The sequence below is a fragment of the Amycolatopsis pithecellobii genome (assembly GCF_009707865.1).
Classification (GTDB): Bacteria; Actinomycetota; Actinomycetes; order Mycobacteriales; family Pseudonocardiaceae; genus Amycolatopsis_E; species Amycolatopsis_E pithecellobii.
In genome coordinates, this window is sequence record NZ_WMBA01000032.1 from 1 (window position 1) to 23,953 (window position 23,953).

The following is a 23,953-nucleotide window of genomic DNA, read 5'->3' on the forward strand; positions in this document are numbered from 1 at the left end:
GGTTCCGGCGGTGGGGGCGGTTCGATGCCCACGGCCACCACACCTTCGGCCACGACACCGTCCACAGAGGACCCGAACGCCGTTGCGGAGGCGGCGAAGAAGGAAGGGTCCGAGGGGATCAACCCGTACACCGGCAAGCCGATGGAGGTCGATCCGGAGACCGGTGAGCCCTATCCGATCGACCCGAAGACGGGCGAGCCGGTCAAGGATGCGGGTGACGAGCCGGAGACGCTCAAGGTTCAGCAGGGCGACAAGACGATCGAGATGTCCGAGCCGGACAAGGACGGCAAGATGGACATCAAGGTCGACGACGGTGCCGGGCAGCCCAAGGACTACAAGCTCGACTGGGGTGACGGCAAGGGCCCGGCGGGTCAGCATTTCGGCCCGCAGGGCGCGCCGGGGCAGCCGGGCCCGGACGGCGCGTACACGCCCGGCGCGGACGGCAAAATCCACATCGAGGACGGCAACCTCAAGATCACCGCGGAGCGCCCGGAGGGTCCGGACGGCCCCACGGTCGTCACGGTCGACGACGGCACCGGCAAGCCGACTACGTACACCCTCGGCGACGCAAAGGACAACGCGGCGGCAAACCTCGCCGGGAACGCCGACGGTGCCACCCCGAAGCCGGGCGGCGTGCCGGCCGACCCGGCCATTGCCGTGTCAGGAGATGTTGCCGCGCCCGGCGCTCCGACGCCCGAAGGTGCCGCCGGCCCGGGTGGTGCTCCAGGAGCTGATGGCGCCCAGCCTGGCGGTAGTGCCGCCCCCGGCGCGGGCGCTCACACAGCCGAAGGTGCCGGTGGTGCCGCACTGGGCGACGGAGCCACGGCCGGCGCTGGCACTCCGGCGTCTGGTGCCGGGCTCGGCGATGGTGTCGCTGCCGTCCCGCCCGGCGCGCCGGCAACCGAAAGTGCAGCGCCCGGCTCCCCGGGTGGCGATGGTCCGTTGGCTGCCACGACACCCGCCAACAACACCGATGGCCTGAGCGCGGTCGGCGCCGGCGTCACCGAAGGCGCTGTCAGCGGTTCGCTCGGTGATACGGCATCGCTCGGTACCGGCGCACAGACCGGTGCGGGACTGCACCAGCCCGCGAACGCCGCGCTCGGCGCGCAACCGCTCGGCGTTCCCGAACCCGCGGGCGCACACGGTCAGAATGCCGGTGGCCTGACCGGTATGGGTGGCATGCTGGGCGGGCTTGGCGCCGCGGGTGGTGGCGGCGAGGATCAGGAACGCAGTTCGCGCCAGTACCGCATCGATGGTGGCATCTTCAACTCCGCCGGATCGGGCGGCAGGATCAGCGGCTCGCTGGATGATGAGGGAGACCGGTCGGTCACGCAGCGGTGACGAGGAGGGGAACATGGTCTCGGACGAGATCCAGCGGTTGAAGGCGCGGATGGATGGGCTGGTTCGCGAGCAAGCGGACCGGCGGGCGATGCTCGAGCGGCAAGGCGAGGAAATCAAGGCCAAGTCGCAGGAGTACATGACCAAGCAGGTTCAGGCCGCGGAACGGTACGTGCAGCATCGGCGTGAGCTGGGTCGCCGGGAGCGGGAGGCCGGCGGCTGGGGCACCGAGAAAACGTTGGCGGACAAGAGCAACGTGATGGGTTTCGGACCGGAGGACGACGAGGGCCGCGCCACCCGCGCCACGGAATCCATCCCCAGCCCGCCGCCCGAAGAGCGAGCAGAATCCCCTCGCGGGAGACACTCTCGCCGAGAAGACTTCGACGAGGACGACTTTTCCAACAACACCTGGCTGGGCTAACCACCCAGTTGCCGGGGCGGGCGCCGTTGCCTGGGCGGGCGCCGCTCCGGGCTGTGGCCTGCGTTGACCGCTCCGGCCGTATGGCTTGGCGCCTCAAGCCGCGCTGGCCGACGGGCTGCGCAAGCCACTCAGGCTGGCTGGGCCCGGCCCTGGCCGCTCGATTCGCGCTGGCCGCTCGAGCCGGCTGGGCCGGGGACTGGCCGCTCGAGCCGGCTGGGCTGTGGCCGGCCGTTCAGGCCGAGCTGACGGCTCCGGCTGTCTCGGCTGGTCTGGCCCTCAGGCGTTCTGGCCTCGCCGTTCAGGTTGAGCCGGCCTGGTCCCCAGCTCGGGCCGCACCGTACCGGCGTATTTGGCGCCCACCTCCTGCGCGTCCCGGTACTTACCGGCACCGTCCCGCCCGCCGATTCAGACACCTCGCTGGCAGAGCATGGACCCGTACCTCTCGTGAGCGACCTTCTTGCTCGGAAGACTTCTCCGAGGGAGCCTTTTGCGAGAAAGACTTCCCCAACAGGTGCTGACCTGATCGCACCCGCCGAGGCGAGGGCGGTCGTCATCGAGGGAACGTCGTCACCTCAGGGCGGCCCTCATCGAGGGAACGTCGTCACCTCAGGGCGGCCCTCATCGAGGGAACGTCGTCACCCAAGGGCGGCCCTCGCCAAAGACGCACCTCTCGCGGGCAAAAGTCTCGCCAGGAAGACTTTGCCAGGGAAGGTTCCGGCGAACACCGAGCCACCCTGCCCGACCCGTCCCGACCGCTCAAGCCGCCCGCTCAAGACCAGGGTCGTACTCGATCGCAGCCCGTTTGACGTCCGCCTCCAGCAGCGCCCGGAACTTGTCGCTACCACCCAGCTCCGTCAGGAAGAACGCCGTAAACAGAGCACGGACCACCCGCTGCGTGCGCCGCTGCGGTTTGCCGTGCAACAACCGCTGGCTCCAGTGTGTCCCCTCGGTCACGGCGAGGTGGCTCGACTTCCCGAGCAGGCGCAGCTGAACCGGACCACCCCAGGCCTTCGCGATCGCCTCGGCATTGCCGGCCGCGGGGGTCACGAGATCACCTTCCGCGGCCAGGTGCAGGCCCGGCACCGTGATCTTGCGCGCCGCGTCGGTGGCCGGCGGCAAGGTCTGCGCGGCGGCGAACGTCGCGACCGCCCGCACCCGCGAGTCGTCAGCCGCAGCCAGCACCGCCGAACCACCGCCGACGGAATGCCCGGCCAGGCCCAGTTTCGCCGGGTCGACACTCAGCCCACCCGGGCCGAGCCGGACGCCGGTGATGAGGTCCAGCGTCGCCCGCAGGTCGGCGGCGAAGATCCGGTGCGACGGCAGCGGGCCACGCTGCGTCGACGGAGCGGCGGCGACGATGCCCCAGCTCGCCAGATGACTCAGCAGCGCCCGGTACCGCCCCGGCGGCTGGAGCCAGCCGTGTCCGAACGCGACTCCCGGCAAGCCAAGGCCGCTACGTGGGGTGAACACCACACCGGGCAGCCCGGCGAGCGCGAGGTTGCCGCGCACCACCTCGTGCGGTCCCGGATGCGCCAGCTCCTCCAGCAGTTCCTTGGGCTTCGCCATGGTCGGGAGCCTAGCTTGTCGGCGGAAGTGAGCCGGGCGAGAGCACACGCCACGCCCAAGTACCCTCGGGCGAGTGTGCGGAATCGTGGGATATGTCGGCCATCGACCGGCACTCGACGTCGTGCTGGGCGGTCTGCGGCGGATGGAGTACCGGGGCTACGACTCGGCCGGAGTCGCCGTGCTGGACGGCGACGGGAAGCTGATCGTCGAGCGCAAGGCGGGCCGCCTGGCGAACCTGGAGACCGAGCTCGACGTCACCGGCCGTGACCGGTTCACCGGGACCGCCGGGATGGGGCACACCCGCTGGGCGACGCACGGCGCCCCCATCGACCGCAATTCCCACCCGCACCGCGACGCGAGTGAGCGGGTCGCGGTGGTACACAACGGGATCATCGAGAACTTCGCTGTCCTGCGCGGTGAGCTGGAGGCTGACGGTGTCGAGCTGACCAGCGACACCGACACCGAGACTGCCGCCCATCTGATCGCCCGCGCGTACACGGCCGGCCCGACCGCCGGTGATCTGCCGGCCAGCGTCCGGATCGTGTGCAGGCGGCTTGAAGGCGCTTTCACCCTGGTCGTCACGCATGCCGACGAGCCGGATCTGATCGTCGCGGCGCGCCGGTCGTCGCCGCTCGTGGTGGGTGTCGGTGAAGGTGAAACGTTCGTCGCCTCCGATGTCGCGGCGTTCATCGAGCACACCCGCGAGGCCGTTGAATTGGGCCAGGACCAACTCGTCGTGATCAGCCGCGACGGCTATGAGGTCACCGATTTCGCCGGCGAACCCGCCCAGGCCAAGCCGTTCACCGTCGCGTGGGATCTGTCCGCCGCCGAGAAGGGCGGCCACGACTACTTCATGCTCAAGGAGATCGAGGAGCAGCCGGAGGCGCTCGCGAACACCCTGCGCGGGCATTTCGACCACGGCCGCATCGTCCTCGACGAGCAGCGGATGTCCGATCAGGACCTGCGGGACGTGGACAAGGTATTCGTGGTCGCCTGTGGCACCGCCTATCACTCGGGGCTGATCGCCAAGTACGCGATCGAACACTGGACGCGGCTGCCGGTCGAAGTGGAGCTCGCGAGCGAATTCCGTTACCGCGACCCGGTGCTCGACCGGGACACCCTGGTCGTGGCGATTTCGCAGTCGGGCGAGACCGCCGACACCCTCGAAGCCGTGCGGCACGCTCGCGGCCAGAAGGCCCGTGTGCTCGCGATCTGCAATACGAACGGCGCGCAGATCCCCCGTGAGTCCGACGCGGTGCTGTACACGCATGCCGGGCCGGAGGTCGGTGTCGCGGCGACGAAGACGTTCACCTCCCAGATCGCGGCGAACTACCTGGTGGGCCTGGCGCTCGCGCAAGCACGCGGCACGAAGTACCCGGACGAGGTGGCCCGCGAGTTCGCCGAGCTCGAGGCGATGCCCGCTGCTGTCCAAAAAGCACTGTCTACTGTGGATCGCGTGCGGGAACTGGGGCGGCGGATGGCCGACTCGAAGGCCGTGTTGTTCCTCGGCAGGCATGTCGGCTTCCCGGTCGCGCTGGAAGGTGCGCTGAAGCTCAAGGAACTGGCGTACATGCACGCCGAGGGGTTCGCGGCCGGTGAACTCAAGCACGGGCCGATCGCGCTGATCGAGAGTGGGCTGCCGGTGGTCGTCGTGATGCCGTCGCCCAAGGGACGCGCGGTCCTGCACGCGAAACTCGTGTCGAACATCAGCGAGATCCAGGCACGCGGAGCTCGCACGATCGTGATCGCCGAAGAAGGGGACGACACCGTGCGCCCCTTCGCCGACGAGCTGGTCGAGGTGCCTGCGGTGCCGACCCTGCTGCAGCCACTCGTGTCGAGCGTGCCGTTGCAGGTGCTGGCCGCGGAAATCGCGCGCACGCGGGGTTATGACGTCGACAAGCCGCGGAACCTGGCGAAGTCGGTCACTGTGGAGTAGGACGGGGTCCGTGCAGGGAATCTGGACCACCGACCGAATTCGTACCGCCGAACAACGGCTGCTCGCCAAGACACCCGACGGCGCGCTGATGCGACGTGCCGCATTCGGAGTCGCGGTGAACGCGGCGGAAATGCTGTCACACCACGCCGGGCGCGTCGCCGCGAGCCGCGTCGTGTTGCTGGTCGGCGCCGGCAACAACGGCGGCGATGCGTTGTGGGCAGGGAAATTCCTGCGCAACCGGGGTGTCGCGGTGACGGCTGTCCTCCTCAATCCCGAGAAGGCGCACCGGGAAGGCCTCGAGGCATTCCGGCGTGCGGGAGGACGTCTCGTCGGTCTGGAGGAAGCGCCGCGGGTGCTCGAAGCTGCGGACCTCGTGATCGACGGCATCGTCGGGCTTTCTGCGCGCGGGCCGCTGCGCGCGGACGCCGCGAGCCTGCTCGATCACCTCAACGCGCCGGTGCTGGCGGTCGACCTGCCCAGCGGCGTCGACCCCGACCACGGCACGGTCGACGGTCCCGCGATCACCGCGACCCGCACGGTGACGTTCGGCGCGCGCAAACCCGTGCATGTGCTCAACCCACAGCGCTGCGGGGAAGTCATGCTGATCGACATCGGCTTGCTGCCCGAGCTGAGCGACCCCGATATCCAGCGGCTCGATCCCGTGGACGTCGGTCTGGCGTGGCCGGTGCCCGGTCCGCAGGACAACAAGTACAGCCAGGGTGTCACCGGGATCGCGGCCGGCTCGGCGACCTATCCGGGCGCGGCGGTGCTCGCAACGGGGGCGGCCGTGCTCGCGACCTCGGGCATGGTGCGTTATGCGGGCCCGGCGGCCGACCTGGTGCGTGCGCGGTGGCCGGAGGTGATCGCGACGGGTTCGGTGACCGACGCCGGCCGGGTGCAGGCGTGGGTCGTGGGGCCCGGTATCGGCACCGGCCAGGACGGGCGCGACGTGCTACGGCAGGTGCTTTCGGCGGGCGTCCCCGTGTGTGCGGACGCCGATGCGACGACGTTGATGGCGCGCTACCCGGAGGTGCTCGACGCGCGTGACCCGGGCACGCCGCTGGTGCTGACCCCGCACGCCGGCGAGTTCGAACGGCTGACCGGTGCGGCGCCAGGAGCCGATCGGGTGGCGGCGGTAAAGGCGGCGGCGCGCAAGTTCGACGCGGTGGTGCTGCTCAAGGGCAACACGACCTTGATCGCCGCCCCCGACGGTCGGGTGCTGGCGAACGTGGCTCGCGGCTCGTGGCTCGCGACGCCGGGCTCGGGGGACGTGCTGTCGGGACTGCTCGGGTCGTTGCTGGCCGGCGGGCTGGAGCCGTGGCTGGCGGCGGGCGCGGCGGCCCATGTGCATGCGCTCGCCGCCGATCTGGCGGCGAGAGGGGTACCGGTATCGGCCGGCGGAGTCGAGGCGGCCATTCCCGCCGCCGTCCGGCAGGTGCGCCGCCTCGGTTGATACTTCGCACGAGAAGATATCGAGTTATGTGTTAACAAAAGCTCGATCTTCTGGTACAAATACTCCATGCCCCGACCGTCTGAGGCCGAAGTCGAGCAGCGTAGGCAGGAAATCCTGAGCTACGTGATGGAGCGCGGTGACGTGCGCATCGACCGGCTCAGCGAGCGCTTCGGGGTCAGCCTCATGACGGTCCATCGCGATCTCGACGAGCTGGCGGAGCGCAAGCTGCTGCGCAAGCTGCGTGGCCGGGTCGAGGCGTATCCGGCGCTCACCATCGAGACCGCGAAACGCTTCCGCGAGACGGAGAACGTCGGTGTCAAGGAGGCGCTGGCCAAGGTCGCCCAGCATGAGGTGACGCCGGGCCAGACCGTGTTCCTCGACGATTCGACCACCCTGTTTCCCTTGGCGCGCAAGCTGATCGGCCCGCAGGTGGTGATCACCAACTCGCTGGAGGTGGCGCGGATCCTCGCCGACGCCGATGGGATCGAGGTGCACCTGCTCGGCGGTCGTTACACCGACTTCGACTCGTGTGTCGGGCCGGACACGCTCAGCGCGCTCGGCCGGATGCGTGCCGATGTCGGCTTCGTTTCGGCGACAGCGGTCGCCGTCGGCAGGCTCTACCACCCGGATCGTGAGTACGCGGAACTCAAGACGGCGGCGCTGCGGGTGTGTGACCGCAACGTACTGGTGGTGGACCACTCCAAGTTCGGCCGCACCGCGACCTATGCCTACGGCGATGTCAGCGACTACGACTTGGTGATCACCGATGAGGAGGCTCCGGGCGACGAACTCGCCGCCATGGACACCAAGGTCCGGCTGGCCAAGTGGCGCGGCCCGCGCGTGGATGATCATGGAGGCGCGCAGCTATGACGACAGGGCCGCTGGTAGCCGGTGTCGACTCGTCGACCCAGTCGACGAAGGTCGTGGTCTGTGACGCGGCGACCGGAGCGGTCGTGCGCACGGGCCGCGCCGCGCACCCGGACACCACCGAGGTCCATCCTCAGGTCTGGTGGGACGCGTTCCTCGAGGCGAGTGCGGGATTGCTCGACGGCGTGCAGGCGATCGGGATCGGCGGCCAGCAGCACGGCATGGTCACGCTCGACGATTCGGGTGAGGTCGTGCGGCCGGCGTTGCTGTGGAACGACATCCGCTCCGCCGCGGCCGCGGGTGACCTGGTGGCCGAGCTCGGCGGGGGAGACGTCTGGGCCGAGGCGGTCGGCTCGGTCCCGGTGCCGAGCTTCACCGTCACCAAACTGCGCTGGATGGCCGAGCACGAGCCGGAACTCGCCGACCGGGTGGCCCATGTGCTGCTGCCGCATGACTGGCTCACCTGGAAGCTGACCGGCGAGGCAGTGACTGATCGCGGTGACGCGTCGGGCACCGGCTACTTCTCGCCGGCGACGAGCACCTACCGCGAGGACATTCTGGCCAAGGCATTCGGCGGCCGGACCCCGCGGTTGCCCCGCGTGCTGGACCCACGCGAGACCGCAGGCCGGACCGAGGACGGGATCCTGGTGTCCGCAGGCACCGGTGACAACATGGCCGCCGCGCTCGCGTTGGAGCTGGGCGAGGGCGACGTGGCCGTGTCCCTGGGCACGAGCGGTACGGTGTTCGGCGTCTGCGAGAGCGCACCCGCTGACCCGACCGGCATCGTTGCCGGGTTCGCCGACGCGACGGGCCGGTTCCTGCCGCTCGCGTGCACGCTCAACGCCGCGCGGGTGCTCACCGCCACGGCGACGATGCTCGGCACCGACCTTGCCGGTCTGGACCGGCTCGCGCTGGCAGCCGAACCCGGTGCCGGCGGGCTGACGCTCCTGCCATACCTGGACGGTGAGCGCACCCCGAACCTGCCGGACGCCGTCGGTTCCCTCCACGGCTTGCGCCGCACCAACATGACGCCGGAGAACCTGGCTCGGGCGGCCGTCGAAGGCATGCTGTCCGGGCTCGCCGTCGCGCTTGATGCCTTGCAGGACAACGGAATCACCGCCCGCCGGGTCCTGCTCATAGGGGGAGCCGCACAGTCCGAGGCGGTGCGCGCGGTCGCGCCGACGGTGTTCGGGCTGCCGATAGCGGTGCCCGAACCGGCCGAGCACGTCGCGCTCGGCGCGGCACGCCAAGCCGCCTGGGCGCTGGGCGGTACCGGAGAACCGCCGGCCTGGGCCGGGAACATCAGGCTGCAGCTGCCCGCGGGTGACGCGGCGGTCGCCCACGAACTGCGTCAACGGCATCTCGACATCCGTGAGCTCGTGCATCACGTCGACACAAGAGAGGACACCTGATGGCCACAATCACCTATGACAAGGCGTCTCGTCGTTATCCCGGAGCCGACCGTCCCGCGGTCGACGCCCTGGATCTCGAGATCGCCGATGGTGAGTTCCTTGTGCTGGTGGGCCCTTCCGGCTGTGGCAAGTCGACGAGCCTGCGCATGCTCGCCGGTCTCGAGGACGTCGACGACGGCTCGGTCTGGATCGGTGACCGCGACGTGACACACCTGCCGCCGCGCTCACGGGACATCGCGATGGTGTTCCAGAACTATGCGCTCTACCCGCATATGACGGTCGGGCAGAACATGGGTTTCGCCTTGAAGATCGCCGGTAAGCCGAAGAGTGAGATCCAGCAGCGCGTTGCGGAGGCGGCGAAGTTGCTGGACCTGGAGGACTTCCTGGACCGCAAACCGAAGGCGCTGTCCGGTGGCCAGCGGCAGCGGGTCGCGATGGGCCGCGCGATCGTGCGTGAGCCACAGGTGTTCCTCATGGACGAGCCACTGTCCAATTTGGACGCCAAGCTGCGGGTGTCCACCCGGACCCAGATCGCCGCCCTGCAGCGCCGGCTGGGCACGACGACTGTCTACGTCACGCATGACCAGGTCGAGGCCATGACGATGGGTGACCGCGTGGCGGTGCTCAAGGATGGCCTGCTGCAGCAGTGCGATTCCCCGCGCGCGCTCTACGAGCGGCCGGCCAACGTGTTCGTCGCCGGGTTCATCGGCTCGCCCGCGATGAACCTCGCCTCCGCGCGCTTGACTGACGGCGGCGCGGTGCTGGGCGGTGTCACGGTGCCCCTGCCCCGCGAGGTCCTGGCGGCGGCCGATGGTGGTGACGTCACGCTGGGCTTCCGCCCGGAGTCGCTAGAACCGGCGGACGAAGGGCTCGCGGTCACGGTCGAGCTTGTCGAGGAACTGGGCTCGGACGCCTACGTGTACGGCCGCCTCACCTCGGACGGCGCCGACGGCGCAAACGTCGTGGCCAGGGTCGACCCGCGGCACACCCCGTCCATGGGCGCCACCCTGAAGCTACGCATCCGCCCCGACGAGCTACACGTCTTCTCCACCGCCACCGGCCTCCGCCTGGACTGACCGGCTAGATCCCCGGTTCGCGGTGGGCTCGCCCGCCGCGACCGGTAGGGTCGGCGTCCTTCCCGAATATGCGCGTCCGGCGCCGGTCTCACCACACGCCGACATGCTGACCCGGACAGCCTTCGGCGCGGCCCGTGGGTCCACGCCCGGTGGGCGTAGCTGGGTTGGCCGCGCCAGGACGCATCCGCGCCGGCCACACCCACACGCGGCATAGGTGCCACGCTCCCGCCCACACGGGCGCCGGGATGGTCCGCCCCCGACGCTGGGGCTGGGGGTGGCGACCCACGCCCAGACATCCAGCCCGTGGGGTTCGGGCCTGTCCACAGGTGGGCCAGGATGGCGCGACCCCGTCCACATGTGGGCCAGGGTGACTCGCCCCGGTCTAGGCGGGGGCCGGGGTGCTCGGCGCTGTCCAGGTGCGGGTCAGGTGGGTTCGAACCCGGTCGGGAATCGCATCGGTGGGGTGGCGGGGTCCGTGTGGGAAAATCGTCGTCGATGAGGTCCGAATTCTCCCGCGCCGAGGTCGTCGTCGATCTTGACGCTATCCGGCACAACGTGCGCTTACTGACCGACCGCGCGCCGGGCGCTGCGGTGATGGCCGTGGTCAAGGCTGACGCGTACGGCCATGGCGCGGTGCCAGCCGCGAGGGCCGCGCTCGAGGCGGGCGCCCGCTGGCTGGGCGCATGTTCGCTCGCCGAGGGACTTGCGCTGCGCGAGGCCGGCATCACCGCGCCGGTGTTCACGTGGCTTGACGCGCCCGACGTTGATTTCGCGCCCGGGATCGCCGCCGGCATCGACCTGTCCGCGAGCTCGACCGGCGAGCTCGCGCGAATCGTCGACGGCGCCCGCCGGACGGGCAAACCAGCCCGCGTGCATCTCAAAATTGACACGGGTTTGTCCCGCAACGGCTGCCCTCTCTATGCCTGGCCTGCGCTCGTGAAAGCCGCCGCCGCGGAGACGGATGTCGACGTGGTCGCGGTCTGGTCACATCTCGCGTGCGCCGACGAGCCCGGGCATCCATCGATCGACGCGCAGGCACAGCGTTTCCAAGCGGCGTACGACATCGCGCGCGAAGCCGGGCTGAATCCGTTGCGGCATTTGGCGAATTCGGCTGCCACGCTGACCCGGCCCGATTTGCATTTCGACCTCGTACGGCCCGGGATCGCAATTTACGGCCTGAATCCTGTACCGCAGCACGAAAATCTGGTGCCGGCGATGACGTTCCGCTCGCAAGTCGTGCTCACCAAACGGATCGAGGCCGGCGAGTCCGTCTCATATGGACACACGTGGACAGCCGCGCGGGACACCACGCTGGCGCTGGTCCCGGCGGGCTACGCGGACGGTGTTCCGCGAGCGTTGTCCAGCCGGATGGACGTGTGGCTCGAGGGAAAACGACGTCCGATCGCCGGGCGGGTGTGCATGGACCAGCTGGTCGTGGACTGCGGCGACGACGAACCTGCGCTCGGAGCGGAAGTCGTCCTGTTCGGTGCGGGGCGCGACGGTGAGCCCACCGCGCGCGAGTGGGCGGACGCGATCGGCACCATCGACTACGAGATCGTCACCGGGATGTACCGGCCGCGCGTGCCGCGGCGGTACGAAGGAGTCTGATGATGCCTTCCCGTCGGCTGCTGACTGTCGTCGGCGGTGCTGCCGCGCTGGTGACCGGTGCCGCCGCGGCGGGTATCGCGGTCACCGCGCAGCGTAAGGGTGGCGAGGTCGTCGAGCCGGGGGAGCGGCTCGGTGATCTGCATGCGGATCGGGTATCGACGGTCGCCGCCGATGATGGGACGCCGCTGGCGGTGTCGGAGATCGAGCCGGCGGACGGCAAGCCCGAAGTGACCGTTGTCGGCGTGCACGGTTTCGCGCTTTCCCAGCGCAGCTGGTACTTCCAGCGGGGAGCGCTGGCTTCGCTGACACTGCCGCGAGTGAAGCAGGTGTACTACGACCATCGCGGGCACGGACTGTCCGGTGCCGCGACCGCCGAGACCAGCACCATCGAGCAGCTGGCCCGTGATCTCGACGCAGTGCTGCGGGCCGTGGCGCCCCGGGGGCCGATCGTCCTGCTCGGCCACTCGATGGGTGGCATGGTGGTCATGGAGTTGGCCCAGCAGCACCCGGACCTGTTCGCGGACCGGATTTGTGGGGTCGCGTTCCTGGCGACTGCCGCCGGCGAGGTCGGTGCGCGTGGCTTGCCCCGCAGTCTGCTGTCGAAGTACAACCCGCTAACGCGTGGGGTGGGGGAGCTGGCAGGGTGGCAACCTGGTTTGGTGGAGTTCGTGCGTGCCGCCGGCGGCCAGCTGACCCGCCCCGCTGTCCGGCGGTTGGCGTTCGGTTCGCGGGATGTGCACCCGAAGATCGTGGATTTCTTGCTGGAGATGCTGTCGGTGACGTCGGTTCGGGGACTGGTGAACTACATCGACACGCTCGGCAGCCATAATCGGTATGCCGCGCTCGCCGGTTTGATGCATGCGCACGTGCTGGTCGTGCACGGCGACGCCGATAGGTTCACGCCCTTCTCGCATGCGGAGCGGATCGCCGCGGAGCTGCCGGACGCGGAGCTCGTGCGGGTACGCGGGGCGGGACATATGGTGCAGCTCGAACAACCGGAGCTGGTGAACAGTCACTTGATCGACTTGTTGCAACAATGCGCGGGAGTGGACGAAATGGGTTCCTCACAACGGGTCTGGCGATGGCTGACCAAGTGACGCTGCCGACGGAAGCGGACACGGTCGCATTCGGCGAATCACTGGGCCGGCGGCTGCGAGCGGGCGACCTCGTGTTGCTGGCGGGGCCGCTTGGCGCCGGGAAGACGGTGCTGACCCGTGGAATCGCCGCAGGCCTTGGGGTTTCGGGGCGCGTCAGCTCGCCGACCTTCGTGCTCGCGCGAGTGCACCCCGCGGGCGCGGCCGGGGTGCCGCTGGTGCATGTGGACGCCTACCGGCTCGGCGGCGATCTCGCCCAGCTGGACGACCTGGACCTCGACACCGACCTGGAAGCGTCAGCAGTGATCGTCGAATGGGGCGAGGGGTCGGCCGAACGGCTTTCTTCGGACTACCTTGTGGTTCGCCTGGAACGCCGCGAAGACGACGTGCGAACCGCGACGCTGGAACCACATGGCACGTGGAAAGAACGTCTGTGAACAGCGTGATTCCAGGACCGCGCCTGCGGTGATCCGCGCGCGATGATCCCGTCTGTTTTGGCGATGGTGGTTATCGGGGCTGGACGATTCCCTGCGCGACGCCGAGTTGTACCAGGTCCTGCGGGCGCAGGTGGAGCTGATTCGCCGTTGCGGGAATTTCGCTTGCCGGGCGTTTGAGGATTGCCGCGGCGGCTTCAGGAGAAGTAACCGCGAAGAAGCTGTCCGGGGTCACCCAGGTTCGGCCCGGAGCGGCGAAAGCCAGTGCACCGCCGGAACCGCCTTCGCCGACGACCAGTGTGGTCACTGGCACCGAAGCACTTGCCACGGCGGCGAAAACCTCCGCGATCGCGGCGCCCGCGCCTGCTCGTTCCGCCGCGCCGTCGTTCGCCGCGCCAGGCGTGTCGATCAAAGTCAGCACAGGGAATCCGAGCCGGTCCGCGAGCCGGATCAGGCGGGCGGCTGTGCGGAATCCCGAAGGCAGCGTCGGTGTGCCGCACTGTGCCGCGTAGGCGATCGTCACGCCGTCACGGAAACCGAAACCACAACGGACACCCGGATCGACGCCCCCGCACCGGTCACCGCTGACGTCCTCGCACCAGTCGAAATACGCGTCCAGATAGGCATCCGCGTGCGGTCGCGACGCGGCGCGCGCGGCCTGGACGGCGTCCCAGCCCGTTTCGGGCACCCTCGCCGAACCGAGCGCCGCGGGCGGCACCGGTATTGTGCGGCAAGGGTTTGTCAGCAGCGTGAGCCAGCGGGCCAGCGCACCGGGCAGATCTTCGACGATCTGATCCACGTGACCCGAAGCCAGCTGCGACTCCGCCGTATATGCGGAATCGTCACCGGGCGGCCGCACCCGCGAACCCGCGAAGCCGACTTGGGCGCCCGGCAGCGCCAGCACGACATCTGAGCCCGCGCCGAGAGTGGCCCAGCCGCCGCCGGTCGTCGGATCGCGGAGTACCGAGATCTGCGGGATTCCCGCGGCACGGGTCAGCGCTGCCTGACGGGCGATCCGCTGGAGTTGCGACAGCGCCGCCATGCCCTCTTGCATCCGGCTCCCGCCGGTGGCGATGAACGACACCACGGGAGTCCCCAGCTCACGCGCGCGGGCGAAGGCGGCTTCGATCCGGTCACCGGTCCGCCGTCCTACCGACCCGCCGAGGAACCCGAACTCGAACACGATCAGCGTGGCCTCGACGTCACCGATCTTTCCGACACCGCAGACCACCGACTCTGGCTCACCGGTCCGCTCCTGCGCCCGTGCCCTGGCTTCGTCGTAACCCGGCCAGCTAATCGGACCGTCCACATCGGACTCCGCGGGCGGCGCGTCGAACTCGGTGAAGGCCATGCAGACCGACTTGATCAGGTCACGCATGCCCGGCCCCGCCGATGTCCGCGTCACGCCCCAGATGCGGGGCTTCGCGGTTGTCGCGCATCATTGTCCCAGCGCCCGCTTCATCACCTTGCCCATGTCGTTGCGCGGCAATGCCTCCAGGAACCGTACGACCCGCGGCCGCTTGTGCGGGGACAGCAGCCGCGCGACATGATCTGCCAGTTCCTGCTCGGCGGGCGGTTCACCGGCGGGCACGATCCACGCGACGATCCGCTCGCCGAGGTCCGCATCCGGTTCGCCGGTAACCGCGGCCTCCGCGACTCCGGGATGGTCGAGCAGCGCGTTCTCGATCTCCCCGGCGCCGATCTTGTAGCCGCCGCTCTTGATCAGGTCGGTGGCCTTGCGGCCGACGATGCGCAGGTATCCGTCGGCGTCCCGGGTCGCCATGTCACCCGTGCGGAACCAGCCTCGCCCTCCTCCGGCGGCTCCGCCCCCATTGCCGGGGGGACGCCCACTGGCTACGCCCTCACTGGTGAACACCTCGGCCGTCGCATCCCGGCGGTTGAGGTATTCGGTGAACAGGTTTGGCCCGCGCACGTGGATCTCACCGACCGTCTCGCCGTCGGATGTCTCGATGACCGCTCCCGACTCGTCGACGAGTCGCACCTCCACGCCCCGCAACGGCACGCCCACGGTCCCGGGTTTGCGTTCCCCGTCAGCACGGACGCTCGTGTTCATCAGCGTTTCGCTCATGCCATAGCGTTCGATGACCTGCTGCCCGGTCGCGGTCGTGATGCGCTCGTGGTCGTGCACAGGCAGCGCTGCGGAACCGGACACCAGTAACCGTGCGCGCCCAAATGCCTTTGCCAGCTCGGGGTTTTCGCTGACTTCGCCCGCGATCCGGTGGTACATCGTCGGCACGCCGAACATCATCGTCGCGTCGCCGGCCAGCTCGTTCGCCACGGCTTCGACCGAGAACCGGCCGAGGTGGCGCACACTGCCGCCACGGCGCAACGGCCCGAGGATGCCGAGGATCAGGCCGTGCACGTGGAACAGCGGTAAGGCGTGCACCAGCACGTCGTCCGCCGTCCACTGCCAGGCATCCTCGAGCGCGTCCAGCGTGGTCGCAATCGCGCGGCGGGACAGCACGACCCCCTTGGGCGGGCCGGTGGTGCCGGACGTGTAGACGATCAGCGCGGGGGCCTCGGGGCCCGGCTCCTCCGGTAATTCGCCCGAAGCACCGGTGAGCTCGACATCCTTGCGCGCGAGCGCGGCCAGCTCTCCGGGCAGGGTGGCGCCTGGCTCGGCGAGTACGAGCGATGGCGCGCTGTCGGACGCGATGTGGCCCAGCTCGCGTTCCCCGATCTTGGGGTTCACCGGGACCGCGGGCACTCCGGCCAGAAGCGCGGCGATCACCGCGACGCTCGTGTGGATGCTGGGCGTCGCCCAGACCGCGACCCGCGCTGGACCGGCCTCACGCAGTTCACGCGCGAGCGTCCCCGTGACGGAGGCTAGCTCGGCGTAGTCGAGGGAGAGTGTGCCGAAGCGCAGCGCCTCCTTGGCTGGGTTCGCGGCCAGTGCCGGGAACAACCGATCTGCCACGGGGGCCTCCTTGTCTTGGAAGTGCATCGTCCGGGGAAGAGTGCATCGGAAAATTGGCAAAGTGGATGAACCACTTTGCGGCTGCCCAGCCGTCACTGTCAAGCGTAGGAGGGCATACCCTGGTTAACCGTGCTGGTACTCGCCATCGACACTTCGACGCCCGCGGTCACCGCTGGGCTGGCGACGCTGGTGGGCGCTGACGTCTCCGTGCTCGCCGAGCGCGTCACGATCAACCCCCGTGCGCATGGGGAGTTGATCACTCCGCACATCCTCGAGGCCGCGAAGGAAGGCGGCGTGACGCTGCGCGAGGTGGACGCGATCGTTTGTGGGGTCGGTCCGGGTCCGTTCACTGGTCTCCGCGCCGGCATGGCCACCGCCGCCGCGCTCGCCCACGGTCTCGGTATCAAGGCATACCCGGTGTGCAGCCTCGACGGGCTCGCGGCCGCCACCGACCCGACTGAACCGTTCCTCGTGGTCACCGACGCCCGCCGTCGCGAGGTGTACTGGGCCGCCTACGACGCCGCCGGTACGCGCATCGACGGTCCGCACGTCCAAGCGCCCGAACCGCTCGGGTTGCCGGTCGCCGCTGGTGACGGCGCCCGTCTGTACGCCGAAAAACTTGCCGTCCGTGTGCTCGAGCCGTACTACCCCACGGTTGCGGGGCTCGTCACCGCCGCACGCGGCTCCTTCGGGGCCGACCCCGCGCCACTCACGCCGCTGTACCTGCGCCGACCGGACGCGGTTGAGCCGACTGCGAGGAAGCGGGTGACGGTGTGAAGCTCGCTCCGCTTCGCCGCCGGGACATCCGGCGGTGCGTCGAGATCGAGAAGCAGCTCTTCGCCGGTGATGACCCGTGGAGTGTCCGCGCGTTCCAGTCGGAACTCGACGCCGGCGGCTACTACCTCGGCGCTTACACCGACGAGGACGAGCTGGTCGGCTACGCCGGGCTCGCGACCGTCGGCCGCCCAGGCGAGTTCGAGTCGAGCGTGCACACGATCGGCGTCGACCCGGCCTACCAGGGACAGGGCATCGGTACTGCCCTGCTGCGGGCCCTGCTCGCCCGTGCCGACGACCTGCACGCACCTGTCTTCCTCGAAGTCCGCACCGATAACGACCGCGCGCTCGAGCTGTACGCCCGCCATGGCTTCACACAGATTGGCTTGCGCAAGCGCTACTACCAACCTTCCGGCGCTGATGCCTACACCATGATGCGCCCCTCCCACTCCGCGCAGGAGGTCAGTTGATGTCCCGGATCATCATGGGCATCGAGAGCTCCTGCGACGAGACCGGCGTCGGCCTGGTCCGGTTGCACGATGACGGCGCCGTCGAACTGCTCGCCGACGAGGTGGCCTCCAGTGTCGAGCAGCACGCACGTTTCGGTGGCGTGGTGCCCGAAGTGGCCAGCAGGGCACACCTCGAGGCCATGGTGCCCACCGCGAACCGTGCCTTTGAAGCCGCTGACCTCAAACTGTCCGATGTGGACGCGATCGCGGTAACCGCCGGCCCAGGGCTCGCAGGCGCGCTGCTCGTCGGGGTCTCCGCGGCCAAGGCCTATGCGGCGGCGCTCGGCGTGCCGCTCTATGGCGTCAACCACCTCGCCGGTCATATCGCCGTTGACACACTGCAGCATGGGCCACTGCCCACGCCGAGTCTGGCGCTGCTCGTCTCCGGCGGGCACACGCAGCTGCTGCGCGTCGACGACATCGCCACGACCATCACGGAGCTCGGGTCCACTGTGGACGATGCGGCGGGTGAGGCCTACGACAAGGTCGCGCGTGTGCTTGGCCTGCCGTATCCAGGTGGCCCACCCATCGACAAGGCGGCCAAGCAGGGGAACCCGGCGGCGATCGCCTTCCCCCGCGGCATGACGGGACCTCGGGACGCGAAGTTCGATTTTTCGTTCTCCGGCTTGAAGACCGCCGTCGCCCGCTGGGTCGAGGGCGCGGAACGTCGCGGCGAGGAAATCCCGGTGAACGACGTCGCGGCCTCGTTCCAGGAAGCCGTCGCCGATGTGCTGACCGCGAAGGCGGTGCGCGCGGCGAAGGAATCCGGCATCGGCACGCTCGTCATTTCGGGTGGGGTCGCGGCCAACTCCCGGCTTTCCGAGTTGGCGCGCGAGCGCTGCGAGGCGGCCGGTATCGAATTGCGCGTGCCGAGGCCGAGGCTGTGTACCGACAACGGCGCGATGATCGCGGCGCTGGGCGCCCACGTCGTGGCGGCGGGCGTGAAACAGTCCTCTTTGGACATATCCGCGAATCCCGCGTTGCCGGTGGACACCGTCTCGATCTGACTGGGTGCTGTTCACGCATTCCAGTTCACACGCGGGCGGCCGGTGAAGGAACCCCGAATCCGTCCGCCTGTGGACAACTGGGTGCTTGTGGACAACTCCAGGGCTGGACCACGCTCGGCTCCCAATGATCGAGAAAACTCCTCACGATCGCGGACCCAGGCAGGTGAACTCCATCCGGCCTGTGAGCAGTGGAACCCGACCCTCCTTGCGCGGCTAGCACTCGCGTGGATAGAGTGCTAATTGCACGGCACCGCACACGCCCCGGCACCCGCGACGGCGGGGGTGGTAGGCGCCAAAACCTGTAAGTACACCTGCCAACGCTTTCGACGACCCGTGGAGGTCAACCCGGTGAGCGTGAACATCAAACCGCTCGAGGACAAGATCGTTGTCCAGACGAGCGAGGCCGAGGAGACGACGGCTTCCGGTCTCGTCATCCCCGACACCGCCAAGGAAAAGCCCCAGGAGGGCAAGGTTCTGGCCGTGGGCCCGGGCCGCGTCGACGACAAGGGCAACCGCATCCCCGTGGATGTGGCGGTCGGCGACGTCGTCATCTACTCCAAGTACGGCGGCACCGAGGTCAAGTACAACGGTGAGGACTACTTGATCCTGTCCGCTCGCGACGTGCTGGCCGTCGTCAACTGACACCAGCCCACGCATCGAACGCCCCGGGCCCCGCTTAGCCGGGGGCCGGGGCGTTCTGCGGTCTAGAGAGGACTCAAATGCCTAAGCAGATCAACTTCGACGAGGACGCTCGTCGGGCGCTCGAGCGCGGGGTGAACAAGCTCGCCGACGCGGTCAAGGTCACCCTGGGCCCGCGTGGGCGGCACGTCGTGCTCGACAAGAAGTTCGGCGGCCCCACCATCACGCTTGACGGCGTGACCGTGGCGCGTGAGATCGAGCTGGACGACCCGTTCGAGAACCTCGGCGCCCAGCTCGCCAAGAACGTCGCCACCAAGACCAACGACGTCGCCGGTGACGGCACCACGACGGCCACCGTGCTGGCGCAGTCGCTGGTGCGGGTCGGCCTGCGCAACGTCGCCGCCGGTGCCAACCCGACCTCGCTCGGCCACGGTATCGAGGCGGCGGCGGACAAGGTCGTCGAGGTGCTCAAGAGCAAGGCGACCCCGGTCAAGGGCCGCGAGAACATCGCCCAGGTCGGCACGGTCACCTCCCGGGACGCCACGATCGGCGCCCTGCTCGGCGAGGCCGTGGAGAAGGTCGGCGAGGACGGCGTGATCACCGTGGAGGAGTCCTCCACGCTGGCCACCGAGCTCGAGATCACCGAAGGCGTGCAGTTCGACAAGGGCTACCTGTCGGCACACTTCGCGACCAACCCCGAAGAGCAGCGCGCGATCCTCGAGAACGCGTACGTGCTGCTGCACCGCGAGAAGATCTCCGCGCTGGCGGACCTGCTGCCGGTGCTGGAGAAGGTCGTCGAGGCCAAGCGCCCGCTGCTGATCATCGCCGAGGACGTCGAGGGCGAGGCGCTGTCCACCCTGGTCGTCAACGCACTGCGCAAGACGATCAACGCGGTCGCCGTGAAGGCGCCGTTCTTCGGTGACCGCCGCAAGGCGTTCCTCGATGACCTGGGTGTCGTCACGGGTGCCCAGGTCATCTCGTCCGAGATCGGCATGAAGCTGTCCGAGATCGGGCTCGACGCGCTGGGCACGGCCCGCCGCATCGAGGTCACCAAGGACTACACGACGATCGTCGACGGGGCCGGCACCAAGGACGACATCGCCGGGCGGATTGCTCAGATCCGCAAGGAGATCGAGACCACCGACTCCGACTGGGACCGCGAGAAGCTGCAGGAGCGGCTGGCCAAGCTGGGTGGCGGTGTCGCCGTCATCAAGGTCGGCGCGGCCACCGAGACCGAGCTGAACGAGCGCAAGCACCGCATCGAGGACGCCGTGGCCTCCACCAAGGCGGCCGTCGAGGAGGGCATCGTGCCCGGCGGTGGGTCGGCGCTCGTGCACGCGGTCAAGGAGCTGGACGACCTCGGCCTCACCGGTGACGAAGCGACCGGCGTGAAGATCGTCCGCGACGCGCTCACCGCGCCGCTGTACTGGATTGCCGCCAACGCCGGCCTCGAGGGCGCGGTCATCGTGTCCAAGGTGCAGGAGCAGGGTTGGGGCCACGGTCTCAACGCCGCCACCGGGGAGATCACCGACCTCCTCGGGGCCGGCATCGTCGACCCGGTCAAGGTCACCCGCTCCGCGGTGGCCAACGCCGCGTCGATCGCCCGGCTGGTGCTCACCACGGAGAGCTCCGTGGTCGAGAAGCCGGCCGAGGAGGAAGACGAAGACGCGCACGGCCACGGTCACGCGCACTGATCTCGCGCCACCAGAAATGGGGCGGCATCCCGGCCGGGATACCGCCCCATTTTGTACGGTTCAGGAAAAAAGGGGTGGCGCCCCTGCGACGCCACCCCTTTTCCTCCCCCTCACTGGCCGGAAAGACTCAACTCGCGCTTACCGGTCTTGAGGATGTTCTCTCGCTCTGACTCGGAAAGACCGCCCCAGATGCCGTACGGCTCATGCACGGCCAGTGCATGCGCCCGGCACAACCGCAGTACCGGGCACGACTGGCAAATCGCTTTCGCCCGGGCCTCCCGTCGCGCCCTGGCCGGCCCACGCTCCCCGTCGGGATGGAAGAAAGCAGCACTGTCCATCCCCCGGCAGGACCCCTCCAGCTGCCAGTCCCAGATATCGGCATTGGGTCCTGGAAGCCTGCGCGTGTCTGCCATCGTGACCGCCTCCGTAATTCGGTCGGATCCCCTCGTTGTCGCACTGGCAACTACTCCATTCGGTGCAACGGCGGTAACGTTAGAAGCGCGCCAATAGTTGTTCAAGGAATTCGGTCGGATTCATCCTTTGGATGTCCCCCGCAAGCGTGAGCAGGCGATCTTTCCCTGGTCCGGGCGCATAACCTCCAGGTTGCTGGGTAGTCGTACGTCCGCGATATTTGAGCGAATGGATCGCGCACGGCAGCCAGAGCCGACGATGCCGGTGGCCGCGGTGGCCCGGCGGCTCGGCGTTGCCCCCGCCACGCTCCGCACGTGGGACCGGCGATACGGACTCGGCCCCAGCAGGCACACCGGCGGCAAGCACCGTCGCTACGGCGCCGCCGACATCCGCCGTCTCGAGTTGATGCAACGCGCATTGCTGCGAGGTGCCTCGACGGCGGAAGCCGCTCACTTCGCGCTCGAGGCCACGATCACGGACATACCGGCGGAGACGTCACACGGCGTGCGCGCGGCGCCGGATCGCTCCGTCGCGCGCCGACTGCGGGGTGCCGCGCTGGCCATGGATGCCCTCGCGACCCAGCGACTGCTGGCGGCGGCCATCGCGGACGCCGGCGCGGTGGCGGCCTGGGAGATCGTCATCGAGCCGGTGCTGACCGCGTTCGGGGCGGGCTGGCATGGCACGCACGCCGGCGCCGAGGCCGAGTACCTGCTGTCCGAATCCGTGCTCGCCGCGTTGATCCGGGCGACCCCGCTGCTGGAGCAGCCGCGTAACGCCCGGCCGGTGCTGCTCAGCGCGGTCCCGGAAGAGCGGGGCGCCCTGCCGCTCTATGCGCTCGCCGCGGGCCTCGCGGAGCGGGGCATCAGCGTCCAGCTCTTCGGGACCCCGCCACCGGCCGAGGTGCTCGCCGTCGCGGTCCGCCGCAGCGCGCCCGCCGCGGTCGTCCTGCGTGCCCAGCGCACCACCATGGCCGACGGTGGGTTGTTTTCACGCTTGTCGCGAGGTCACCAGCGTGGCCGGTTGTTCGCGTGGGGGCCAGGCTGGGCCGGGACCCGGTTGCCCGGAAAGGTCGAGTTGCTACCGGACCTGCGTGAGGCCGCCGAGCGGATCGAGTACGTCTTACTGGGCCGCTAGATTGCCTTCGTGTCCTGCGCAGAACTGCGGCGGGCGGCCTTCGGTGACTTACCGGCGATGCCGTCCGGCGCTCCCCAGTCGCCGCACGCGAAGCTGCTGGCGGCGATCGTGCTCGGTGCGCAGGGCCGGTACGCCGGTGCGGCGACTTTGCTGGACGAAGTCGCCCGAGGCCGGAATCAGATGCTGGCCTCGCTTGCCTTGTCGACATTCGCCTCGCATCGGCGTCAGCTCGGCGGGCATCGTGCTGCCTTCGGGCCGGACGGCGCGGCGCTCCGACTCGTGACCGGGCTGTCCGGCGCCGAGGACGAGGATGGGATCGATGTCGAGGGCGCGCGAGCGGATGCGCTGCTGGGACTGGCCGCGGACAACCTCGGCGTCGGCCGGTTGGCTCTGGCCCGGCGCCTCTTGGCCCGGGTGACACCGCGAAACTGGCGGTCGAAGGTCCGGCTCGGCTGGATCACCGCCGAAATGGCGTTGGCCGGCGGAGAGCCGGTGAGCGCGGTGGGCCCGGCCGAGGATGCGCTCGCGTTCGCGATCGCGGCGCAGGCGCGGAGGCATATCGTGAAATCGCAGCTCGTGCTGGCTGCTGCGCTGGGCGCGACGGGGAAGCGGGAACGAGCGGTGCACCTCATCGACGAAGCACTCGCCGTGACGGACAAATTCACACTACGCTCGTTGAGTTGGCCTGCCGGATTGCTTGCCGCCGAGCACAGACCTGATGCGCGCGGCCGGGATCGATCCAGGGTCGACCTGGTGTTGCACGCTGTGTTACTACGAACTGACCCCGACGGGAGGCGGCTGGCGAGTGAATCGCCTTGGGTCCCGGCGTGATGCCGGTTGGAGCACTCGAGGTGGCCATACCGACATCCGGGCGAAGATCTTCCAAAAAAAGCCACCGGATCGTGTCAAGGTTCGGCCTAAAGCGTCCGATAGGGGATATGGAAGGTCACCCGGCTGCAGGAAGGAAACCCCGTGACTACGGTCTTGATCTGCGACGACCGACGCAGTGTCCGCGAAGGGCTCACCCGCGTGATGTCTGCTGTTCCCGGCGTCAGTCGCATCGACTGCGTAGCGCACGGTGACGAGTTGCTGGCCAGGTATTCGCGACAGCCGGTGGACGTCGTCCTCGTCGGCACCCAGCGCGCGATGCCGGCCGGGGTGGAGGCGACTCGGCGGTTGGTGTCCGCCAATCCCCAGGCGAACGTGATCGTCTTCGGCGCGCCCGACGATGCCTCCAGCATCGCCGCCGCGATCGCCGGTGGCGCCCGCGGTTACCTGAGGTGGGACGCCTCTCGACCCGAACTCGTGGCCGCACTCGCGCACACGCTGGCGAGCACCTCGGTACCCGCGCCACGCCAGCCCGCCGATCCCGGCGTTCAGCTCACCGAGCGCGAACTCCAGGTGCTGCGGGGGATGAGTCAGGGCAAGAGCAACGGCCAAATCGGCCGCGAGCTCTACCTGTCGGAGGACACCGTGAAGACGCATGCCCGCCGGCTGTTCCGCAAGCTGGGTGTGCGGGACCGCGCGCAGGCGGTCGCCCACGGCTTCCGCCGCGGGCTCGTGTCCTGATGAAAGCCTTTTTCTGACTATCTTTCATGTTGTAAGCTGCGTAAGTCGTTGAATTCTTGAACACCTTCGCGTG

At 69.1% G+C, this 23,953-nt stretch carries 21 protein-coding genes and 1 pseudogene; 18 read left to right on the top strand and 4 right to left on the bottom strand.

Annotated elements, in window-relative coordinates; translation table 11 throughout:
* Positions 1-1,341: pseudogene (locus GKO32_RS20095) on the top strand (hypothetical protein); the annotation flags it as partial.
* A gap of 13 nt (positions 1,342-1,354) precedes the next feature.
* Positions 1,355-1,759, top strand: coding sequence for a hypothetical protein (locus GKO32_RS20100; protein WP_154758435.1), 405 nt, complete (start codon positions 1,355-1,357; stop codon positions 1,757-1,759).
* A gap of 756 nt (positions 1,760-2,515) precedes the next feature.
* Here GKO32_RS20100 and GKO32_RS20105 read toward each other — a convergent pair.
* Positions 2,516-3,325: a dienelactone hydrolase family protein gene (locus tag GKO32_RS20105; protein ID WP_154758436.1), complete on the bottom strand. Its 810-nt coding sequence runs from the start codon at positions 3,323-3,325 to the stop codon at positions 2,516-2,518.
* A 73-nt stretch (positions 3,326-3,398) separates the two neighbouring features.
* Here GKO32_RS20105 and glmS point away from each other — a divergent pair, with 73 nt between their 5' ends.
* The 8 genes from glmS to tsaE all read left to right on the top strand — a co-directional run bounded on the left by glmS (position 3,399) and on the right by tsaE (position 13,208).
* Complete coding sequence (gene glmS, locus GKO32_RS20110) at positions 3,399-5,261, top strand: glutamine--fructose-6-phosphate transaminase (isomerizing) (RefSeq protein ID WP_312868188.1); 1,863 nt, start codon at positions 3,399-3,401, stop codon at positions 5,259-5,261.
* Positions 5,262-5,271: 10 nt separating this feature from the next.
* A complete protein-coding gene (locus GKO32_RS20115) occupies positions 5,272-6,714 on the top strand; it encodes an NAD(P)H-hydrate dehydratase (RefSeq protein WP_312868189.1) in 1,443 nt (480 codons plus the stop codon).
* Positions 6,715-6,780: 66 nt separating this feature from the next.
* Positions 6,781-7,584, top strand: coding sequence for a DeoR/GlpR family DNA-binding transcription regulator (locus GKO32_RS20120; protein ID WP_154758438.1), 804 nt, complete (start codon positions 6,781-6,783; stop codon positions 7,582-7,584).
* The gene (xylB, locus tag GKO32_RS20125) at positions 7,581-8,993 is read left to right on the top strand and encodes a xylulokinase (protein ID WP_154758439.1); all 1,413 of its coding nucleotides are present in this window, start codon (positions 7,581-7,583) and stop codon (positions 8,991-8,993) included. The genes GKO32_RS20120 and xylB overlap by 4 nt, the downstream gene beginning before the upstream one ends.
* On the top strand, positions 8,993-10,069 hold the full coding sequence (locus GKO32_RS20130) for an ABC transporter ATP-binding protein (protein WP_154758440.1): 1,077 nt from the start codon (positions 8,993-8,995) through the stop codon (positions 10,067-10,069). Before xylB ends, GKO32_RS20130 begins: the two co-directional genes overlap by 1 nt.
* Before the next feature lie 495 nt (positions 10,070-10,564).
* Positions 10,565-11,677 carry an alanine racemase gene (gene alr / locus GKO32_RS20135; RefSeq protein WP_154758441.1) on the top strand — a complete coding sequence of 371 codons (1,113 nt, stop codon included), beginning with the start codon at positions 10,565-10,567 and terminating at the stop codon, positions 11,675-11,677.
* Positions 11,677-12,774, top strand: coding sequence for an alpha/beta fold hydrolase (locus GKO32_RS20140; RefSeq protein WP_154758442.1), 1,098 nt, complete (start codon positions 11,677-11,679; stop codon positions 12,772-12,774). Before alr ends, GKO32_RS20140 begins: the two co-directional genes overlap by 1 nt.
* Positions 12,759-13,208: a tRNA (adenosine(37)-N6)-threonylcarbamoyltransferase complex ATPase subunit type 1 TsaE gene (gene tsaE, locus GKO32_RS20145; protein ID WP_154758443.1), complete on the top strand. Its 450-nt coding sequence runs from the start codon at positions 12,759-12,761 to the stop codon at positions 13,206-13,208. Before GKO32_RS20140 ends, tsaE begins: the two co-directional genes overlap by 16 nt.
* A gap of 70 nt (positions 13,209-13,278) precedes the next feature.
* Here the strand turns inward: tsaE and GKO32_RS20150 are convergent, their stop codons facing one another.
* Both GKO32_RS20150 and GKO32_RS20155 read right to left on the bottom strand, forming a co-directional pair.
* Positions 13,279-14,556 (bottom strand): carboxyl transferase domain-containing protein, encoded by a 1,278-nt coding sequence (locus GKO32_RS20150; protein ID WP_246244168.1) that lies wholly within the window; start codon positions 14,554-14,556, stop codon positions 13,279-13,281.
* Between the two features lie 87 nt (positions 14,557-14,643).
* A complete protein-coding gene (locus GKO32_RS20155) occupies positions 14,644-16,143 on the bottom strand; it encodes an acyl-CoA synthetase (protein ID WP_312868190.1) in 1,500 nt (499 codons plus the stop codon).
* 129 nt (positions 16,144-16,272) lie between these two features.
* Here GKO32_RS20155 and tsaB point away from each other — a divergent pair, with 129 nt between their 5' ends.
* From tsaB to groL, 5 genes are all read left to right on the top strand, one after another.
* Positions 16,273-16,920 (top strand): tRNA (adenosine(37)-N6)-threonylcarbamoyltransferase complex dimerization subunit type 1 TsaB, encoded by a 648-nt coding sequence (tsaB, locus tag GKO32_RS20160; protein WP_312868191.1) that lies wholly within the window; start codon positions 16,273-16,275, stop codon positions 16,918-16,920.
* The gene (gene rimI / locus GKO32_RS20165; protein WP_312868192.1) at positions 16,917-17,387 is read left to right on the top strand and encodes a ribosomal protein S18-alanine N-acetyltransferase; all 471 of its coding nucleotides are present in this window, start codon (positions 16,917-16,919) and stop codon (positions 17,385-17,387) included. Before tsaB ends, rimI begins: the two co-directional genes overlap by 4 nt.
* On the top strand, positions 17,387-18,433 hold the full coding sequence (tsaD, locus tag GKO32_RS20170) for a tRNA (adenosine(37)-N6)-threonylcarbamoyltransferase complex transferase subunit TsaD (RefSeq protein ID WP_154758445.1): 1,047 nt from the start codon (positions 17,387-17,389) through the stop codon (positions 18,431-18,433). The genes rimI and tsaD overlap by 1 nt, the downstream gene beginning before the upstream one ends.
* A 348-nt stretch (positions 18,434-18,781) precedes the next feature.
* The gene (groES, locus tag GKO32_RS20175) at positions 18,782-19,075 is read left to right on the top strand and encodes a co-chaperone GroES (RefSeq protein WP_168521646.1); all 294 of its coding nucleotides are present in this window, start codon (positions 18,782-18,784) and stop codon (positions 19,073-19,075) included.
* A 77-nt stretch (positions 19,076-19,152) separates the two neighbouring features.
* Complete coding sequence (groL, locus tag GKO32_RS20180; protein WP_154758446.1) at positions 19,153-20,766, top strand: chaperonin GroEL; 1,614 nt, start codon at positions 19,153-19,155, stop codon at positions 20,764-20,766.
* A 110-nt stretch (positions 20,767-20,876) separates the two neighbouring features.
* Here groL and GKO32_RS20185 read toward each other — a convergent pair whose 3' ends face one another.
* Positions 20,877-21,179 (bottom strand): WhiB family transcriptional regulator, encoded by a 303-nt coding sequence (locus GKO32_RS20185; RefSeq protein WP_154758447.1) that lies wholly within the window; start codon positions 21,177-21,179, stop codon positions 20,877-20,879.
* Positions 21,180-21,405: 226 nt separating this feature from the next.
* On the opposite strand from GKO32_RS20185, the gene GKO32_RS20190 reads away from it, so the two are divergent.
* From GKO32_RS20190 to GKO32_RS20200, 3 genes are all read left to right on the top strand, one after another.
* Positions 21,406-22,311, top strand: a complete 906-nt coding sequence (locus tag GKO32_RS20190) for a MerR family transcriptional regulator (protein WP_246244156.1) — start codon at positions 21,406-21,408, stop codon at positions 22,309-22,311.
* Between the two features lie 9 nt (positions 22,312-22,320).
* Positions 22,321-23,142 (top strand): hypothetical protein, encoded by an 822-nt coding sequence (locus tag GKO32_RS20195; RefSeq protein WP_312868193.1) that lies wholly within the window; start codon positions 22,321-22,323, stop codon positions 23,140-23,142.
* Positions 23,143-23,283: 141 nt separating this feature from the next.
* Entirely contained in the window at positions 23,284-23,880 is a 597-nt protein-coding gene (locus tag GKO32_RS20200) for a response regulator transcription factor (RefSeq protein ID WP_027940930.1), read from the top strand.
* Positions 23,881-23,953 lie beyond the last annotated feature (73 nt).

What these genes read in the sequence shown, in the direction of transcription:
- GKO32_RS20140 (WP_154758442.1), top strand. Translation starts at nt 11,677, where the DNA reads ATGATGCCTTCCCGTCGGCTGCTGACTGTCGTCGGCGGTGCTGCCGCG.
- GKO32_RS20190 (WP_246244156.1), top strand. Translation starts at nt 21,406, where the DNA reads ATGGATCGCGCACGGCAGCCAGAGCCGACGATGCCGGTGGCCGCGGTG.
- GKO32_RS20185 (WP_154758447.1), bottom strand. Translation starts at nt 21,179, where the DNA reads ATGGCAGACACGCGCAGGCTTCCAGGACCCAATGCCGATATCTGGGAC.
- alr (WP_154758441.1), top strand. Translation starts at nt 10,565, where the DNA reads ATGAGGTCCGAATTCTCCCGCGCCGAGGTCGTCGTCGATCTTGACGCT.
- xylB (WP_154758439.1), top strand. Translation starts at nt 7,581, where the DNA reads ATGACGACAGGGCCGCTGGTAGCCGGTGTCGACTCGTCGACCCAGTCG.
- GKO32_RS20120 (WP_154758438.1), top strand. Translation starts at nt 6,781, where the DNA reads ATGCCCCGACCGTCTGAGGCCGAAGTCGAGCAGCGTAGGCAGGAAATC.
- tsaD (WP_154758445.1), top strand. Translation starts at nt 17,387, where the DNA reads ATGTCCCGGATCATCATGGGCATCGAGAGCTCCTGCGACGAGACCGGC.
- GKO32_RS20150 (WP_246244168.1), bottom strand. Translation starts at nt 14,556, where the DNA reads ATGGCCTTCACCGAGTTCGACGCGCCGCCCGCGGAGTCCGATGTGGAC.
- tsaE (WP_154758443.1), top strand. Translation starts at nt 12,759, where the DNA reads ATGGCTGACCAAGTGACGCTGCCGACGGAAGCGGACACGGTCGCATTC.
- GKO32_RS20100 (WP_154758435.1), top strand. Translation starts at nt 1,355, where the DNA reads ATGGTCTCGGACGAGATCCAGCGGTTGAAGGCGCGGATGGATGGGCTG.
- GKO32_RS20130 (WP_154758440.1), top strand. Translation starts at nt 8,993, where the DNA reads ATGGCCACAATCACCTATGACAAGGCGTCTCGTCGTTATCCCGGAGCC.
- GKO32_RS20105 (WP_154758436.1), bottom strand. Translation starts at nt 3,325, where the DNA reads ATGGCGAAGCCCAAGGAACTGCTGGAGGAGCTGGCGCATCCGGGACCG.
- groL (WP_154758446.1), top strand. Translation starts at nt 19,153, where the DNA reads ATGCCTAAGCAGATCAACTTCGACGAGGACGCTCGTCGGGCGCTCGAG.